This window comes from Curtobacterium sp. SL109, assembly GCF_026672405.1.
GTDB lineage: Bacteria > Actinomycetota > Actinomycetes > Actinomycetales > Microbacteriaceae > Curtobacterium.
On the sequence record NZ_JAPPRB010000002.1, the window covers coordinates 3,153,883 to 3,170,015 of the forward strand.

Sequence of the window (16,133 nt, forward strand, 5' to 3'; positions counted from 1 at the left end):
GACGGACGGGAGGCCCGGTGCCAGCTGGCACCGGGCCTCCCGTCCGTCAGGGGGGGGGGTGCGTCCGTCAGGCGGCGACCGCGCGTCGCGCGACCACGACCTCGGCGATCTGCACGGCGTTCAGCGCCGCGCCCTTCCGCAGGTTGTCGTTGCTGACGAACAGGACCAGGCCGTGGCCCTCCGGAGCGGACTGGTCGGCGCGGATGCGCCCGACGAACGTCGGGTCCTGCCCGGCGGCCTGCAGCGGGGTCGGCACGTCGGACAGCTCGACGCCCGGCGCCGCGGCGAGGAGCTCGGTGGCGCGCTCCGGCGACAGCGGCCGGGCGAACTCGGCGTGCACGGAGATCGAGTGGCCGGTGAAGACCGGGACCCGGACGCAGGTGCCGGCGACGAGCAGGTCGGGGAGCTCGAGGATCTTCCGGCTCTCGTTGCGGAGCTTCTTCTCCTCGTCGGTCTCGCCGAGGCCGTCGTCGACGATGCTGCCGGCGAGCGGGATGACGTCGAAGGCGATCGGACGGACGTACTTGACCGGTTCGGGGAAGCGCACGGCGCTGCCGTCCTGGGTGAGCGCCGCGGTGTCCTGGTCGAGTGCGGCACGGGCCTGGCCGAGCAGCTCCTCGACGCCGGCGAGCCCGCTGCCGGAGACCGCCTGGTAGGTGGTGGCGACCAGGCGCTGCAGCCCGGCCTCGGTGTCGAGGACCTTGAGCACCGGCATGATCGCCATCGTCGTGCAGTTCGGGTTCGCGACGATGCCCTTGCCCGCGGCGTCGATGGCGTGCGGGTTGACCTCGCTGACGACGAGCGGCACGTCGGGGTCCATGCGCCAGGCGCTCGAGTTGTCGATCACCAGGGCGCCGGCGGCGGCGAACCGCGGCGCGAGCGCACGGGACGCGGTGGCCCCGGCCGAGAACAGTGCGATGTCGATGCCCGACGGGTCGGCGGTCTCGCTGTCCTCGACCACGATGTCCTGCCCGCGGAAGGACAGGGTCGTACCGGCGGACCGGGCACTCGCGAAGAAGCGGACGGTGGTGGCCGGGAAGTCGCGCTCCTCGAGCAGGCGACGCATCACGGCGCCGACCTGGCCGGTGGCGCCGACGACGGCGACGGTGAGTTCTCGGGTCATGGGTGGCTCCTGGTGGTGCGGGTCAGCGGCCGGTGCCGGCGTAGACGACGGCCTCGCTGTCGGCGTCGAGGCCGAAGGCCTCGTGCACGACGCGCATGGCCTCGTTCAGGGTGTCGGCGCGGGTGACGACCGAGATGCGGATCTCCGACGTGGAGATCATCTCGATGTTGATCGACGCCTGGTGCAGCGCGCGGAAGAGCTCCGCGGACACGCCGGCGTTCGTGCGCATGCCAGCACCGACCAGGGCGAGCTTGCCGATCTGGTCGTCGTACTGGATGCTCTCGAAGCCGATGTCCGCCTTCGCGACGCCGAGCGCGGTCAGGACGTTCTGGCCCTGGTCCTTCGGCAGCGTGAAGGAGATGTCGGTGCGACCGGTCGAGGCCGCCGACACGTTCTGCACGATCATGTCGATGTTCGCGCCGGCACGGGCCACGATCGTGAAGATCTCCGCTGCCTTGCCGGGCTGGTCGGGCACGCCGACGACGGTGATCTTGCCCTCGGAGAGGTCTCCGGCGATGCCGGTGATGATCGGTTCTTCCACGGTTTCCCCCTTCGCAGGGTTGTAGACGATGGTGCCCTCGGCGTTGGAGAACGACGAACGGACGTGGAGGGTGACGCCGTGCCGCCTGGCGTACTCGACGGCTCGGATGTAGAGGACCTTGGCGCCGGACGCCGCGAGCTCGAGCATCTCCTCGCTCGTGATGCGGTCGATCTTGCGCGCCTTGGGCACGATGCGGGGGTCGGCGGAGAAGATGCCGTCGACGTCGGTGTAGATCTCGCAGATGTCGGCGTCGAGGGCGGCCGCGAGGGCGACGGCGGTCGTGTCGGATCCGCCACGGCCGAGCGTGGTGATCTCGCCCGTCGTGCGGTTGAAGCCCTGGAACCCGGCGACGATCGCCACGTGGCCGGCGTCGAGGGCCTCGCGCACGCGCTTCGGGGTGACGTCGACGATGCGGGCCTTGCCGTGCTGGGCGTCGGTGAGCATGCCCGCCTGGCTGCCGGTGTAGGACGAAGCTTCGACGCCCTGGCTCTTGATCGCCATCGCGAGCAGCGCCATCGAGATGCGCTCCCCCGCGGTCAGGAGCATGTCGAGCTCGCGGCCGGCGGGGATCGGCGTGACCTGGTGCGCGAGGTCGACGAGCTCGTCGGTGGTGTCGCCCATCGCCGAGACCGCCACGACGACGTCGTTGCCGGCCTTCTTCGTCTCGACGATCCGCTTCGCCACGCGCTTGATGCTCTCCGCGTCCGCGACGGAGGATCCACCGAACTTCTGCACGATCAAGGCCACGGGCGGGTACTCCTGGGACGAGGTGGTCCGCGACGGGCGCGGCTGACGACAATCGTAGACGGTGTTTCGGGGATGTTGCGTGCGAGCGGGTGTCCGCGCAACGATCGTGCGTGACGGAGCCGGCTGGTCAGCCGCCGACGACGCGCCGGCCCTCGAACGCACGGCCGAGGGTGACCTCGTCCGCGTACTCCAGGTCGCCACCGACGGGCAGGCCGGACGCCAGGCGGGTCGTCCTGATGCCCATCGGCACGAGGAGTCGGCTGAGGTAGGTCGCGGTGGCCTCTCCCTCGAGGTTGGGGTCGGTCGCGATGATGACCTCGTCCACGGTGCCGTCGGCCAGTCGCGTCATGAGCTGCTGGATCCGGAGGTCGTCCGGGCCGACGCCGTCGATCGGGCTGATCGCCCCGCCGAGCACGTGGTACAGCCCGCGGAACTCGCGGGTGCGCTCGATCGCGGCGACGTCCTTCGCTTCCTCGACCACGCAGATGGTCTGGGGCTGGCGGCGGAGGTCGCGGCAGATGCTGCAGCGCACCGACTCGGTCACGTTGCCGCAGACCTCGCAGAACCGGACCCGTTCCTTGACGTCGGCGAGGAGCTCGGCGAGCCGGGCGGGGTCGAACGACTCGTTCTGCAGGATGTGGAAGGCGATCCGTTGCGCCGACTTGGGGCCGATGCCGGGGAGACGACCGAACTCGTCGATGAGGTCCTGGACGATGCCGTCGTACATCAGCTGCCTTCGCTCAGGGTGGTCTCCTCGATGAACTGCGCGCCGAGGATCTCACGCACCACGGCCTCGCCGTAGCGTCCGGGGACGGGTGCTCGACGCGGCTGCTGGGCCGGAGCCTGCCGTGCCGGCGCCTGCTGCGTCGGGGCCTGCTGTGCGGGAGCCGACGCCGGCTGCGCGGGTGCCGATCGCGTGGGCGCCTGCTGCGTGGGTGCCGGTCCCGCTGCGCGCCCGCCGAAGCCGGGGTCGGGGAACGGGGCGCCGTCGTCGTAGGGGCCGTCGTCGAAGGGGCCGTCGTCCATCGGGTAGTCGTCGACGGGGACGTCCGCCCCGGGCGCTGCGCCAGGGGAACCCGCCGAGGCCCGCTGTCCGTCGCGGGTGCCGGACGCGGACGAGCCGGACGCGGGCACCGCGTCCGCGGAGCTGGCGCGGGTCGGTGCCGCGGTGTCCGGAGCGGTGGTGGTCGTCGGGGCGACGGTGTCCGAGGGCCCGGTCGACCCGAAGGGTGCTCCCCAGGCCGGCTCGACGCCCTCGGGCACGGCGCCGGTGCTCGGGTCGGTGGACGGGATCGTCGCGACCGCCCACTCGGTCACGGGGGCGTTCGACACCGGCGCCTGCTCGACGGCCGGGCTGGACTCGACCTGCGGCGGCGTGGAGGGCCGGGGCTCGGCCTGCTGCTGCTGCGCAGGCTGCTCGGGCGCGCTGCGCGGTGCCTCCTGCTGAGGCGGGGACGCCGGTGCGGTGGCCGCCGGTGCGGACGGCGCCTGCTGGGCGGATGCCGGTCGCTCCGGTGTCTGTTCGACCGGAGCCTGGTCGACCGGGACCTGCTCGACCGGGGCCCGCTGAGCCGAGGTCGTCGGCGCCGGCGCGGACGCCGCTGCAGGGCTCGGTGCCGGTGCCGCCTGGGCCGGCGCGGAACGCTGCGCTGCCGCGACGGGCTGGTCACGCGGGGGCTCGGCCGGACGCTGCTGTCCGGGGCCGCCGGCGCCGCCGGGTCCGCGTGCGACGAACTTCACCCGGAACCCGAGCACGTCGAGGATCGCCGCGCGGACGAGTTCGCTGACACTGGTGGCGGGGTCGGCCATCTCCTTGAACGAGGCGACGTCCTGCTGGCTCGGGAACGTCAGCGTCAGGACGTCGTCGCGCAGTGCGGTCACCTGTGCCGTGACGACGACGGTCCAGGCGGAGCGCTTGGCGTGCTGCACGTGGTCGAGGACCTGCGTCCAGGCGTCGCGCATCTGCTGGAGCCCGACCGGCGCGATCGGACGCACAGCCGGCTCGGAACCGATGACGGTGCCCTGACCGGTGGACGACGACGAGGCGTGCTCGCTCGGCGCGGAACCGGCGGAGCCCGTGCGACCGGTGGACTCGGAGGTCGGAGACGCGTCGGTGCCCGGCGTCGACGACGAGCCGGATGGCGCCGACGACCCAGATGACCCAGACGACCCAGACGACCCCGACGAGTCCGCGCTGCCCGGAGCAACCGCGGCCCACGAGGCGGCCGCGTCCTGCGCTGCCGATGCAGCTGCGGGAGCCGCGTCCGCAGCGTCACCGGACGACGACGCAGCGGACGACACACCAGACGACGGCGCACCTGACGAGGACCCGGCGGCGGACGAGGACCCGGACGGCACCCCGACCGTGTCGGGCGCGCTGCTGGTGGACGTCGACACGGGCTCGGACTGCCGGACCGGCTGCATCGCGGACGAGGCCGGCACCGACGAGGCCGGCACGGACGAGGCCGGCACCGACGACCCCGCGCCACGGACCGGCGCGGCAGCTGGCGGAGCGGACTCGAGCACCGCGGGACCACCGCTGTGGCCACCCGCGTCGCCGACCCCGACCCGGCGTTCGAGCCGCTCGACCCGCGCGAGCGCCCCGCGCTGGGAGTCGTCGGCTTCCGGCACGAGCATCCGCGCGACCATCAGCTCGAGGTGCAGCCGCGGGGACGTCGCCCCCGTCATGTCGGTGAGTGCCCGGTTCGCGATGTCCGCGCCACGGGACAGCCCGGTCGCGCCGAACACGCCGGCCTGCCGGGACATGGTGTCGAGCTCCTCGGGTGAGACCCCGCGCAGGACCGCCCCGGCGCTCTCGTTCGTCGCGGCGACGACGATGAGGTCGCGGAGGCGCTCGAGCAGGTCCTCGACGAAGCGGCGGGGGTCCTGCCCGGTCTGGACGACCCGGTCGACGGTGGCGAACGCCGAGCCCGGGTCGGCGACGGCGAGCGCGTCGACGACGTCGTCGAGGAGCGCGCTGTCGGTGTACCCGAGCAGGGCCACGGCACGCTCGTAGCGGAGCGCTCCGTCCTCGCTGCCGGCGATGAGCTGGTCGAGCAGGGAGAGGGTGTCGCGGACGGACCCGCCGCCAGCCCGGACGACGAGGGGCAGCACCCCGGGTGCCACGGTCACGGACTCCTGCGTGCAGAGCTGCTCGACGTACTCGAGCATCGCCGCGGGCGGGACGAGCCGGAACGGGTAGTGGTGGGTGCGCGACCGGATCGTCCCGATGACCTTCTCGGGTTCGGTGGTGGCGAAGATGAACTTGACGTGCTCCGGCGGTTCCTCGACCAGCTTGAGCAGCGCGTTGAAGCCCTGCGGCGTGACCATGTGGGCCTCGTCGAGGATGAAGATCTTGTAGCGGTCGCGCGCGGGGGCGAACACGGCGCGGTCGCGGAGGTCGCGGGCGTCGTCGACCCCGTTGTGGCTGGCGGCGTCGATCTCGATGACGTCGAGCGAGCCGCTGCCGCCGCGCGCCAGCTCGACGCAGCTCGGGCAGACACCGCAGGGGGTGTCGGTGGGGCCTTCAGCGCAGTTCAGGCAGCGCGCCAGGATGCGCGCCGACGTCGTCTTGCCGCAGCCGCGCGGTCCGCTGAACAGGTACGCGTGGTTGACGCGGTTGGTGCGGAGCGCCGTGCGGAGCGGGTCGGTGACCTGCGACTGCCCGATGAGCTCGGCGAAGTTCTCAGGCCGGTAACGGCGATACAGGGCGGTGACCACGCGACAAGGGTAGCCGGGACGGCCGACACCCGGAGGCCGCTCTCCACAGGCTGCCCGCGGCCCTGGAGCCGCCACCGGCGGAGGGTGACGGGACCCGGGAACGGCAGCGCGCCTCCCGGCCGTCAGGACGACGGACGGGAGGCGCGCTGGAGGACGAGCGGTCAGCTCCGGCGGCGGCGGACACCGCGTGCCAGGCGCGACAGCCCGAGCAGCAGGAACCCGAGGACCACCAGGCCGCCGGCGGCCGCGGCGAGCGGGGCGACGTCCGCGCCGGTGAAGGCGAGGTCACCGCCTCGCGTGCCCTGGCCGGTGGTGCCGCCAGCGGTGCCGCCACCCACCCCGGAGCCCGGCAGACCGGTGCCTCCGGTGCCACCCGTGCCCGGGAACCCGGGCGTACCCGGCTGACCGGGCGTGCCCGGCTGACCCGGCGTGCCCGGTTGGCCGGGCGTTCCCGGCTGACCCGGCTCGGTCGGCTGGCCCGCGACCGCGGCGTCGACCATGACGGTCCGCACCTGCGGGGCAGACGTGACGCCACGGATCGTCTGCGTCGCGTTCAGCCGGTGCGTACCGACGGGCAGCCGGAGCACGACCGACCAAGAGCCGTCCGCGTCGGCGGTCGTCGTGACCGGGGTCCCGTCGCCCGCCCAGACCGTGACGGTCGCGCCGGGCTCGGCGGTCCCGGTGACGGTCCAGTCGACCCAGCCCTCATCACCGGCGGTCTGGTGCTGTCCCGGCATCGGCGAGGTGACCGCGATCGGGTCCACCGCCTGGACCACGATCGTCACCGTCGGCGCCTGCGCGTCGACCCCGTTGACGGTCTGCGTCGCACCGATGGTCCACTCCCCCTCCGGCACCCGGTCGAACAGGACGCTCCAGTCACCGTCGTCGTCCGCGGTGGTGGTGCGCACCTGCCCGGTGGACAGGGTGACCGTGACCATGACGCCCGGCGTCGCCTGACCGGTCACCGTGAACGAGCCCGTCGGGCCGGTCCCGGAGGCCGGGATCAGCTGCCCGGGGGTCGGCGCGGTGATCACCACGTCGTCCGGCTGGGCCATGACGACCCGCACGTCGACGGTCACGGGGTCGGACGTGCGACCTCCGACCGTCTCCGTCACGGAGACCGTCTGCGTGCCGGGCGACACGTTGTCGAGGGTGACCGTCCACGAGCCGTCGGCGCCGGCGACGGTGGTGACCGTCCGTCCGTCGAGCTCGACCGTGACGCTCGCCCCGGGCTCGGCCGTGCCGCTCACCGGGACCGTCGCGGTGTCACCCGTGACCGGGAACACCTGGCCGTCGGTGGGGTTCGACACGGTCACCGGCGTCGCGGCGACCACGGAGAACCCGACCTCGGGGGCAGCGCTGTCCCGACCGTCGACGGTCTGCGTCGCGGCGATCGTGTGGGCTCCGGTCCCGATGCCCGGCACCGTGACGCGCCAGGCCCCGTCGGTGTCGGCCGTGGTCGTGACCGCCGTGCCGCCGTCGACCGTCACGGACACCGCGGCGCGTGCCGCTGCCGTGCCCGTCACGACCACGTCGGTCGGGCCGCCGAGCACGCGGTACACGGTGCCCGCTGCCGGCGAGGTCACGACGATGCTCTCCGCGTCGGCGACCACGACGGTGAAGCCGCGGCCGACCGGGTCGGAGGTCGTGCCGTTGACGACCTGCGTCACCGACAGCTGGTGGGCGCCGGCGTCGAGGCCCTCGAGGGTGGTCGTCCAGCGGCCGTCGGTCCCGACTGGCACTGCGACGGGGTCGCTCCCGTCGGCGACGACCATGACCGTGGCGCCGGGCTGCCCGGTGCCGTTGACGACCACGTCCGTGCCGGTGGTGCCGGCGGGGACGGTGATCGTGGAACCGGCCGCGGGGGCGTCGATCGCCAGGGTGGTGGCACCGGCGACGGTGAACCGCGAGGCGACCGGGCTCGACGTCGACCCGTCGACGGTCTGGGTGGCGCGCACGGTGTGGCGCCCCGTCCCGACCCGGGCGAAGTCGACCGACCACGTGCCGGCGTCCGTCGCGGTGGTGCTCCGCTCGGTGCCGTCGTCCAGACGGACCCGGACCGTGGCTCCGACAGCGGCAGCACCGCTCGCGGTGACCGTCGTGGTGGAGTCGTCCTGGGCGACGCGGATCGTCGACTGGTCCGCGGGGACCGCGATCGTGAGCGGGTCGGCGACGACGACGTGGACCGGCACCGTGACCGGAGCGGACCGTGTGTCGCCGATGCGCTGCGTCACCGACACCACCGGGTCCCCGGCTCCGACGTCCGTGACGTCGACGGTCCAGCGGCCGTCGCGGTCGACGGTCGTGGACTCGCTCCGGCCGCCACCGAGGTCCACGACGACGTTCGCGCCGGGCTCCGCGGTCCCGCTGACGCGGATCGTGGTGGTGGCGCCGGCGTCACCGACACGGAACTCCGCGTCGGCGGTCGGTGCGGTGACCCGGACGGGTGCACCGGCGACGACCTCGAAGGTCGAGGCGACGGGTGCCGTCGAGGTGGACCCGCCGACCGTCTGCGTGACGCTGACGTCGTGGTCGCCGACGCCGAGACGCGGGACCTCGACCGTCCAGGTGCCGTCCGTGCCCGCGGTGACCTGCACCGGGTCGCGGTCGTCCACCGTCACGGTCACGGTGGCGCCCGGCTGGGCGTCACCGGCGACGACGACCGTCGTGGTCTGGTCGCCGTCGGCGACCGTGACCGGCTCGTCGGCGTCGGGCTGGCGGATCGTCAGGTCGGCCGCGGCCACGACGTCCACGGGGCGTTCGACCGCCGCGCTCGTCGTGCCGTTCACCGACTGGGTCACCGAGGCGGTGTACGAGCCGGTCGGCACGTCCTGCACGGTCGTGTCCCACGAGCCGTCGCCCCGCACGGTGGCGGTCGCGGAGCCCCCGGCACCGAGGTCGACGGTCACGGTGGCGCCCGGCTGGCCGGCCCCCGCGAAGTCGACGTCGGTGGTGGCGTCGTCGTCGGCGACCATGACGCGGGTCGCACCAGCCGGGTCGGTGACGGTCAGCCGCGCACCGGCGACCACGGAGACCGCGACGGGTCCCGCTGCCGAGGTCTGGCCGGCGAACCGCTCGGTCGCGGTGACCCGCAGGTCCCCGACGGGCCGGTCCTGGAACGTCCACGTCCAGGCACCGTCGTCGTCCGCGGTGACGGTGTGCGTGGACCCGTCGGAGAGGCGGACCGTGACGGACGCGCCCGGCTGCGCCGAGCCTCCCGTCCGCACGTCAGCCGTGCCGTTCGCGTCCGCGACGACGAGGCGGGTGCCGTCCTCCGGCGTCGTGATGGTGACGTCGCCGGCTGCCTGCACCGAGACCGTGCGGTCCGGACTGGAGGCCGTGGTGCCGGCCACCGTCTGGGTCGCGGTGACGGGCTGGTCGCCCACCGGCACGCCGGTGAAGGTGACCGTCCAGTCGCCGTCGGCGTCCGCGGTGGTGCGCAGCTCGTCGTCGCCGAGCCGCACCGTGACCGGGGCGCCGGCCGCGGCGGTGCCCGAGACGGTCACGTCGCGCGTGCCGTCGTCGCCGATGACGTACAGGACGTCGTCGGCTGCCGGGCTCGTGACCGTCACCGGGTCGGCGGCCGTGATCGTGACGGTGCGGGCGACGGCGGCCGAGGTGGCGCCGCCGAGGGTCTGCGTGACCGACACCCGGTGGTCACCGACGGCGAGGTCCGGGAACGTGACCGCCCACGTACCGTCGTCGCCGACGGTCACGGTCTGGCGCGGGGCTCCCGGGGTGGTCGCCGTGACGGACGCGCCGGGCTGGGCGGTGCCCGAGACGGTGACGTCGGTGGTGACGTCCTCGCCCGCGACGGTGGTGGTGTCGTCGGCGCCGGGCGTGGTGATCCGGACCGGGGCCGCCGTGACGACCTGGAACGTGATCGGCAGCGCGCTGGTGTCGACGCCGTTGACCGTCTGGGTGGCGTTCACGGTGTACGTACCGGTGGGCGCGAGGTCCCGCGCGGTCACCGCCCAGTCGCCCGTGTCGGGGTCGGCCGTCGTCGTGAGACGGCTGCCGCCCACGGCGACCACGACGTCCGCACCGGGCTCCGCGGTGCCGGTGATCCGGACGGCCGTGGTGGCGTCCTCGTCGACCACCACGAACCGGAGGCCGGTCGGCGGGGTGTCGATCGTGACCGCCCGGCCGGACACGACGGTGAAGTCGCGGCTGACGACGGGACCGTCCGTCGCGTTCACCGTCTGCGTCGCGGTGACGGTGTGTGCACCGATCGGGAGCGCGGTGCCACCGGTTGTCGGGGCCGTCCAGCGGCCGTCGGGGCCGGCGGTGACCACGATCGGGTCGCCGTCGTCGAAGCGCACCGTGACGGTGGCGCCGGACTCGGCCGAACCGCTCGCGATCACGGCGGCCGTGCGGTCGCCGCCCGCGGGGACGGCCTGCTGTGCCGTCGGGGTGTCGATCTCGAGCGCGGCACCGGCCTCGACGGAGAAGTCGCGGTCGATCGCGGTGCTCGTGGCGCCGTCCACGGTCTGCGTGACCGAGGCGGTGTGGTCGCCCGTGCGGACCGCCGGCAGCGTCACACGCCAGGTGCCACCGTCGGTGGCCGTGGTGGTGACGGGGTCACGGTCGTCGAGGACGACGCTGATCGCCGCCCCGGGCTCGGCGGTGCCGGTGACCGGGACGTCGATGCGCGAGGAGTCCTGTGCGACCGTGGTCGTCGCTCCCTGGGTCGGGGCGGTCACGGCGAGCGGCGCGGCGGTGCGGACCGTCACGACCTGCTCGAGGACCGGCGAGGTCGTGCCGTTGACCGTCTGCGTGGCCGAGATGGTGTGCCGGCCGACGGGGACGTCGCGGACGGTGACCGTCCAGTCGCCGTCGTCGTCCGCCGTGGTCGTCGCCGTCAGGTCGCCGCCGAGGTCGACCGTGACGTCGGCGCCCGCCTCCGCCGTGCCGGTGACCGGCAGGTCGGTGCGCTGGCCGAGCACGGTGACGACGTCGCCGTCGGCCGGGTCGGTGATGGTCAGCGGGTCGCCTGCCGTGACCGCGAAGGTCGAGGTGACCGGGCGGGACGTGGAGTCGCCGACCGTCTGCGTGGCCGTGACGGTCCGGGGACCGACGGGGACGCCGCGGAAGGTGGTGGTCCAGGCGCCGTCCTCGTCGGCGGTGACCGTGGCGACGAACGCGCCGCCGATCGTGACGTCGACGCGGGCCTCGGGCGCTGCAGTGCCGCGGACCGTGACCGGCGTGGTCGACGACGCGTCGGCGACCACGATCGTGCTGTCGTCCGCCGGTGCCGTGATCGTCAACGCCGGAGCAGCGGTCACCGAGAACGCGCGGGAGACCGCGGCGCTCGTGGAGGTGCCGACCGTCTGGGTGACCCGTGCGGTGTGGTCGCCGACGGGCACCCGCTGGAGCGTGGTCGACCAGGAGCCGTCGGCGTCCACGGTGGTGGTGGCCGTGCGACCGTCACCTGCGTCGACGGCGATCGTCGCACCGGGCTGACCGGCGCCCGAGACGCGGACGTCGCGCGTGGCTGCGGCGTCGGCGGCCGGGAACTCCTGCCCGGCGGTCGGGGTGGTGACGGTCAGCGCCGCTGCCTGGACCACGCGGAACGTCCGCGTGACCGGGGCGGACGTCATGTCCCCCACGGTCTGCGTGACGCTCGCCGTGTGGGTGCCGGCGGGGACGCCGGGAACGGTGACGGACCACGCGCCCGTGCCGTCGGCGGTGCCGGTGGCGGTGCGGCCGTCACCGAGGTCGACGGCGATCGTGGCGTTCGGCGTCGCCGAGCCCGTCAGGGTGACCGGGGCCGAGGCACCGGCGACGGTGAAGGTCTGCCCGGCGGTCGGCGTGGTGATGGTCAGTGCCCGCTGGGCGACGACCTCGAAGGTCTGGGTCGCGGTGCCGGCCGCGGTGCCACCGACGGTCTGGGTGGCCGTGGCCGTGTGGGTGCCCGTCGGGACCATCCCGACTGCGGTCGTCCAGGTGCCGTCCGCGGCGACCGTGGCCGTGGCGGTGCGGCCGTCGCCGAGGTCGACCGCGACCGCGGCGCCCGGGTCGCCGGTGCCGCTGACCGTGATCGACCGGGTGGCGGTCGCCGTCGGCACGCTGAAGGACTGGTCGGCCGTCGGGGCGGTGATCGTCACCGGTGCGATCGCTGCCGCCCGCACGGTGGAGGTGGCCAGGTCGACGGTCGCCACGTCTGCGCCGGGCAGGATCGACAGGCGGAGGGCGTGGACGCTGCGGGTGCCGGCGTCGGTCCCTCGGCGGTCACGGAACCCGGTCGTGGTGTCCTGCGCGTTCACGGTCAGGTCGATCACCTGGCGGAGCAGCAGCACGACGGGCGAGAGCAGGCGCGACACCGCGGTGGTCGTCGCGGTCAGCGTGGTCCCGAGCGTGGTGAGGGCGTCCCCGGTGAGGAGCGGCCCGGCGACGGCGCGGACGCCCGGGATGAGCGTGGTGGTCACGACCGGCGTGACGACGGGGACCAGCGCGGAGCCGAGGAGCCCGAGGCCGGAGGCGGTCACCACCGGGGTGCCGGTGGTCGTGCCGAGGACCTGCCCGAGCGTGGAGGTCACGTTGACGACGAGGGGTGCGACCGGCAGTCCCAGCAGCGTCGCGTTCGCCGTGACGCGGATCGAGATCGCCGTGGAGTTGATCGTGTTGACCACGGCGGTCTGCAGCGCCGTCGGCAGCTGGCGGCCGAGGATGTCCGCGATCGCCGTGTTGATCGACGTCACCGCCTGCTGCGTCAGCACCGGCGTGTTCGCGGGCTGGCCGTTCAGCGCGGTGAGCTGGTCGAGGTCGACCGTGACCGCGCCCGTCGACGGGGTGAGGGTGACCGCCCCGGACGTGAGCGGCTGCGCGAGGACCTGCGTCAGCGTGTCGTCGAGGTTCAGGTCGACCGTCGCTCGCACGGTCGTCCCGTTGAGGGAGATGACCCCGAGGGACGACAGCGCCCCGGTGAGCCCGGTCGTCAGCTGCCCGGTGAGGCCGGAGAGCGCGCCGTTCGCCCCGAGGGTCGAGTTCACGCCGGAGGAGAACGTGCGGAGGTCGCTGCGGAGCGACGTGGTCAGCCCCGCGACCGCCGGGCTCTGCAGGCTGAGCTGCGCGTCCGCGATCCGGTAGTCGCTCGTGGTGGTGACCGTCGAGCCACGCGCGGCGGAGATCGTCGAGGCCAGTGCCCCGACGGTGAGCCGCCCGTCCGCGAGCACCGATGCGTCCGCCCCGACGCGGGAGAGCAGCGGGTTCAGGTTCACGGTCGCGCTCGACCCGTTCGTGCCGGAGCCGACGCCGATCGCCCCGTTGCCGGTGATGACCCCCGAGGACGCCGTGGCACCGGTGGCCGACGTCGTGGCGTACTGCCCAGCGGCCCCGAGCCGGAGGATCCCGTTCGGCCCGAGCAGGTCGATGTCGTTCCCGAGGTCGACGTTCAGCGCGTTCAGGGCCGTGACGTCGAGCGGCTGGCTCGTGGTGCCGCCACCGCTCGTCGCGCCCCGTGCCGAGTAGGCGCCCGCGAGCTGCGCCAGGGTGTCGACGTCGACGATGCCCGATCCCCCGAGCAGGACGCCTTCGCCCTCGGTGCGGTCCGTCTGGGCCGCCGCCGCTGGCTGGATCGCCACGGTCGCGGCGATGAGCGCGGTGACCGTGGCCACGACGCCGCTGCGGAGCAGCAGTCGTCGGTCGTCGGCGGAGGGCCGTCCTGTCCTGTCGCCGGTCCCGTGCGTTCGGGTACCACGAAGCGACACGTGCTTGCGCATGTGTGTTCCTCATCCTGACGGGCACGCCCGCCACCTGATCCTCGGATTCCCGCCGGTGGTGAGCCGGAGGGGCTGATCCTCCCGATGGTTCGTCGGGAGTGGTCGGAACCCTGGTTGGTGGTTCCTGGGATGATCTTCACACACGATCGGGACGATGTCCCGCCCGGACATGAAAAAGACTCCTCACGCACCCGCCAGAGCCAGGTTGCCCTTGCTGCGTTTCCGCCCTGGGGGAGTTGGCCTGGATGGCGTCACGTGAGGAGCCGCCGAGAAGTCTACCGGATCACAGGGGGCAGGATTGACGCCATGAAGATCGCCATCGCCGGAGGACACGGCCAGATCGCCCTCCTCCTCGCCCGACAGCTCACCGACGCCGGACACCAGGCGCTCAGCATCGTCCGCAACCCCGCGCACGTCGCCGACGTGGAACAGGCCGGTGCGAGGGCGATCGTCGCCGACCTCGAGCAGCTGGACGACGACGACCTGGCGCTGCGCCTGCGCGGGGTCGACGCGGTGGTCTTCGCCGCCGGAGCGGGACCGGGCAGCGGGGCCGAGCGGAAGCTCTCCGTCGACCGCGACGGTGCCGTGCTGCTGGCCGACGCCGCCGTGCGGTCGGGCATCGAGCGCTACGTGATGATCTCCGCGATGGGCGCCGACACGTACGACGCCACCCGGGCCGTGGTGCCCGCGCAGGACGAGGACGCCGTGTTCCAGGTCTACCTGCGCGCCAAGGCCGAGGCCGACGCGAACCTCCGGGCGCGCCGCCTGCGCTGGACGATCGTGCGCCCCGGCGGGCTGCTCGACACCCCGCCGCAGGGCACCGTCACCGTGGGCCGCACCGTGCCCCGGGGGTCGATCCCCCGCGCCGACGTCGCCGCGGTCGTGGTGCACGCGCTGCTCGACGACACCGCGGTGGGCGTGCAGTTCGAGGTCACGAGCGGCAACACGCCGATCCCGGCGGCGCTCGCGGCGCTGGGCTGACGCGGGCGGCGCTCCCCCGCGAGACGCCGACGCCCCCGGTGCGCGACGACGGCGAGACGACAGCGCGACGACGGTGCGACGACAGCGCGACTACAGCGCGACGGCCGCCGACTGCCGGGCGATCTCGAGCTCCTCGTTCGTCGGGATGACCAGCACGGCGACCCGCGAGGAGTCCGTCGAGATGAGGCGGGCGTCCTTCGCGTGCAGCTCGTTCCGGTCGTTGTCGATCTCGATGCCGAGGTGCTCCAGCCCGGCGAGCACCCGACGACGCAGCAGCGCGTTGTTCTCCCCGACGCCCGCGGTGAAGACGACGGCGTCGAGCCCGCCGAGCTGCGCGGTGTAGGCCCCCACGTAGCGGCGGATGCGGTGCCGGTAGACGGCGAGCGCTGCCTCGGCGGTCTCGTCGCCGTCGATCGCCGCGGCCTGTACGTCGCGCATGTCGCCGTTGCCGGTCAGACCGAGCAGCCCAGACTGCTTGTTCAGCATCGTGTCGAGGTCGTCGAACGACATCCCGGCCTCACGGTGCAGGTGGATCAGCACGGCCGGGTCGAGGTCCCCGGACCGGGTGCCCATGACGAGGCCCTCGAGCGGCGTCAGCCCCATCGAGGTCTCGATCGACCGGCCGCCGTCGATCGCCGCGGCCGACGCGCCGTTGCCGAGGTGCAGCACGATCGTCTTCAGCTCGGACAGCGGGCGGTCCAGGAAGACGGCCGCCTGCTCGGAGACGTACTTGTGGCTCGTGCCGTGCATGCCGTAGCGGCGGATCTGGTGCTGCTCGGCGAGGTCGGCCGGGATCGCGTACGTGTACGCGTGCGGCGGCATCGTCTGGTGGAACGCGGTGTCGAACACGGCGACGTGCGGCACCTCGGAGAACACCTGCTTCGCGGCGCGGATGCCCTCGAGGTTCGCGGGGTTGTGCAGCGGCGCCAGGCTCGACAGGGCCTCGATCTGCTGCTCGACCTCGTCCGTGACGATGGTGGCGGCGTCGAAGGCCGTGCCACCGTGCACGACGCGGTGCCCCACGACCGACGGCGGGTGCTCGTCGAACGACGGCCCCACCTTCGCGAACGCGTCGATCATCGCCTGGAACCCGGCGGCGTGGTCGGGGACCGACGCCGAGTCGTTCGACGAGGACTCCCCCGTCAGCGCGTTCGTGTGCTTCCACGCACCCGTCGACTCGCCGATGCGCTCCACGAGTCCGGATGCGAGCTCGCGCTCGCCGTCGAGTTCGATGAGCTGGTACTTGAACGAACTCGATCCGGAGTTCACGACGAGGGCGGCGGTCACGATGGCTCGCTTT

7 protein-coding genes and 1 other RNA gene are annotated in these 16,133 nt (G+C 73.6%); 1 reads left to right on the forward strand and 7 read right to left on the reverse strand.

From position 1 onward, the window contains the following. Positions 1 to 67: 67 nt before the first annotated feature. From OVA28_RS16335 to ffs, 6 genes are all read right to left on the reverse strand, one after another. Entirely contained in the window at positions 68 to 1,123 is a 1,056-nt protein-coding gene (locus OVA28_RS16335; protein ID WP_268097697.1) for an aspartate-semialdehyde dehydrogenase, read from the reverse strand. 22 nt (positions 1,124 to 1,145) lie between these two features. Continuing rightward, a complete protein-coding gene (locus OVA28_RS16340) occupies positions 1,146 to 2,411 on the reverse strand; it encodes an aspartate kinase (RefSeq protein ID WP_071270270.1) in 1,266 nt (421 codons plus the stop codon). 127 nt (positions 2,412 to 2,538) lie between these two features. Then, positions 2,539 to 3,138, reverse strand: a complete 600-nt coding sequence (gene recR, locus OVA28_RS16345) for a recombination mediator RecR (protein ID WP_268097699.1) — start codon at positions 3,136 to 3,138, stop codon at positions 2,539 to 2,541. Then, positions 3,138 to 6,131: a DNA polymerase III subunit gamma and tau gene (locus tag OVA28_RS16350; RefSeq protein WP_268097700.1), complete on the reverse strand. Its 2,994-nt coding sequence runs from the start codon at positions 6,129 to 6,131 to the stop codon at positions 3,138 to 3,140. Before OVA28_RS16350 ends, recR begins: the two co-directional genes overlap by 1 nt. A 161-nt stretch (positions 6,132 to 6,292) precedes the next feature. Further along, positions 6,293 to 13,852: a choice-of-anchor G family protein gene (locus tag OVA28_RS16355; RefSeq protein WP_268097701.1), complete on the reverse strand. Its 7,560-nt coding sequence runs from the start codon at positions 13,850 to 13,852 to the stop codon at positions 6,293 to 6,295. A gap of 171 nt (positions 13,853 to 14,023) precedes the next feature. Beyond that, an RNA gene (ffs, locus tag OVA28_RS16360) (signal recognition particle sRNA small type) lies at positions 14,024 to 14,120 on the reverse strand. 38 nt (positions 14,121 to 14,158) lie between these two features. Between ffs and OVA28_RS16365 the strand changes: the two genes are divergently transcribed. After that, positions 14,159 to 14,833 carry an NAD(P)H-binding protein gene (locus tag OVA28_RS16365; RefSeq protein WP_194662172.1) on the forward strand — a complete coding sequence of 225 codons (675 nt, stop codon included), beginning with the start codon at positions 14,159 to 14,161 and terminating at the stop codon, positions 14,831 to 14,833. A 90-nt stretch (positions 14,834 to 14,923) separates the two neighbouring features. Here OVA28_RS16365 and OVA28_RS16370 read toward each other — a convergent pair whose 3' ends face one another. Then, positions 14,924 to 16,120, reverse strand: a complete 1,197-nt coding sequence (locus OVA28_RS16370; RefSeq protein WP_268097702.1) for an acetate/propionate family kinase — start codon at positions 16,118 to 16,120, stop codon at positions 14,924 to 14,926. Between the last annotated feature and the right edge of the window lie 13 nt (positions 16,121 to 16,133).

What these genes read in the sequence shown, in the direction of transcription:
- OVA28_RS16335 (WP_268097697.1), bottom strand. Translation starts at nt 1,123, where the DNA reads ATGACCCGAGAACTCACCGTCGCCGTCGTCGGCGCCACCGGCCAGGTC.
- OVA28_RS16355 (WP_268097701.1), bottom strand. Translation starts at nt 13,852, where the DNA reads ATGCGCAAGCACGTGTCGCTTCGTGGTACCCGAACGCACGGGACCGGC.
- OVA28_RS16365 (WP_194662172.1), top strand. Translation starts at nt 14,159, where the DNA reads ATGAAGATCGCCATCGCCGGAGGACACGGCCAGATCGCCCTCCTCCTC.
- recR (WP_268097699.1), bottom strand. Translation starts at nt 3,138, where the DNA reads ATGTACGACGGCATCGTCCAGGACCTCATCGACGAGTTCGGTCGTCTC.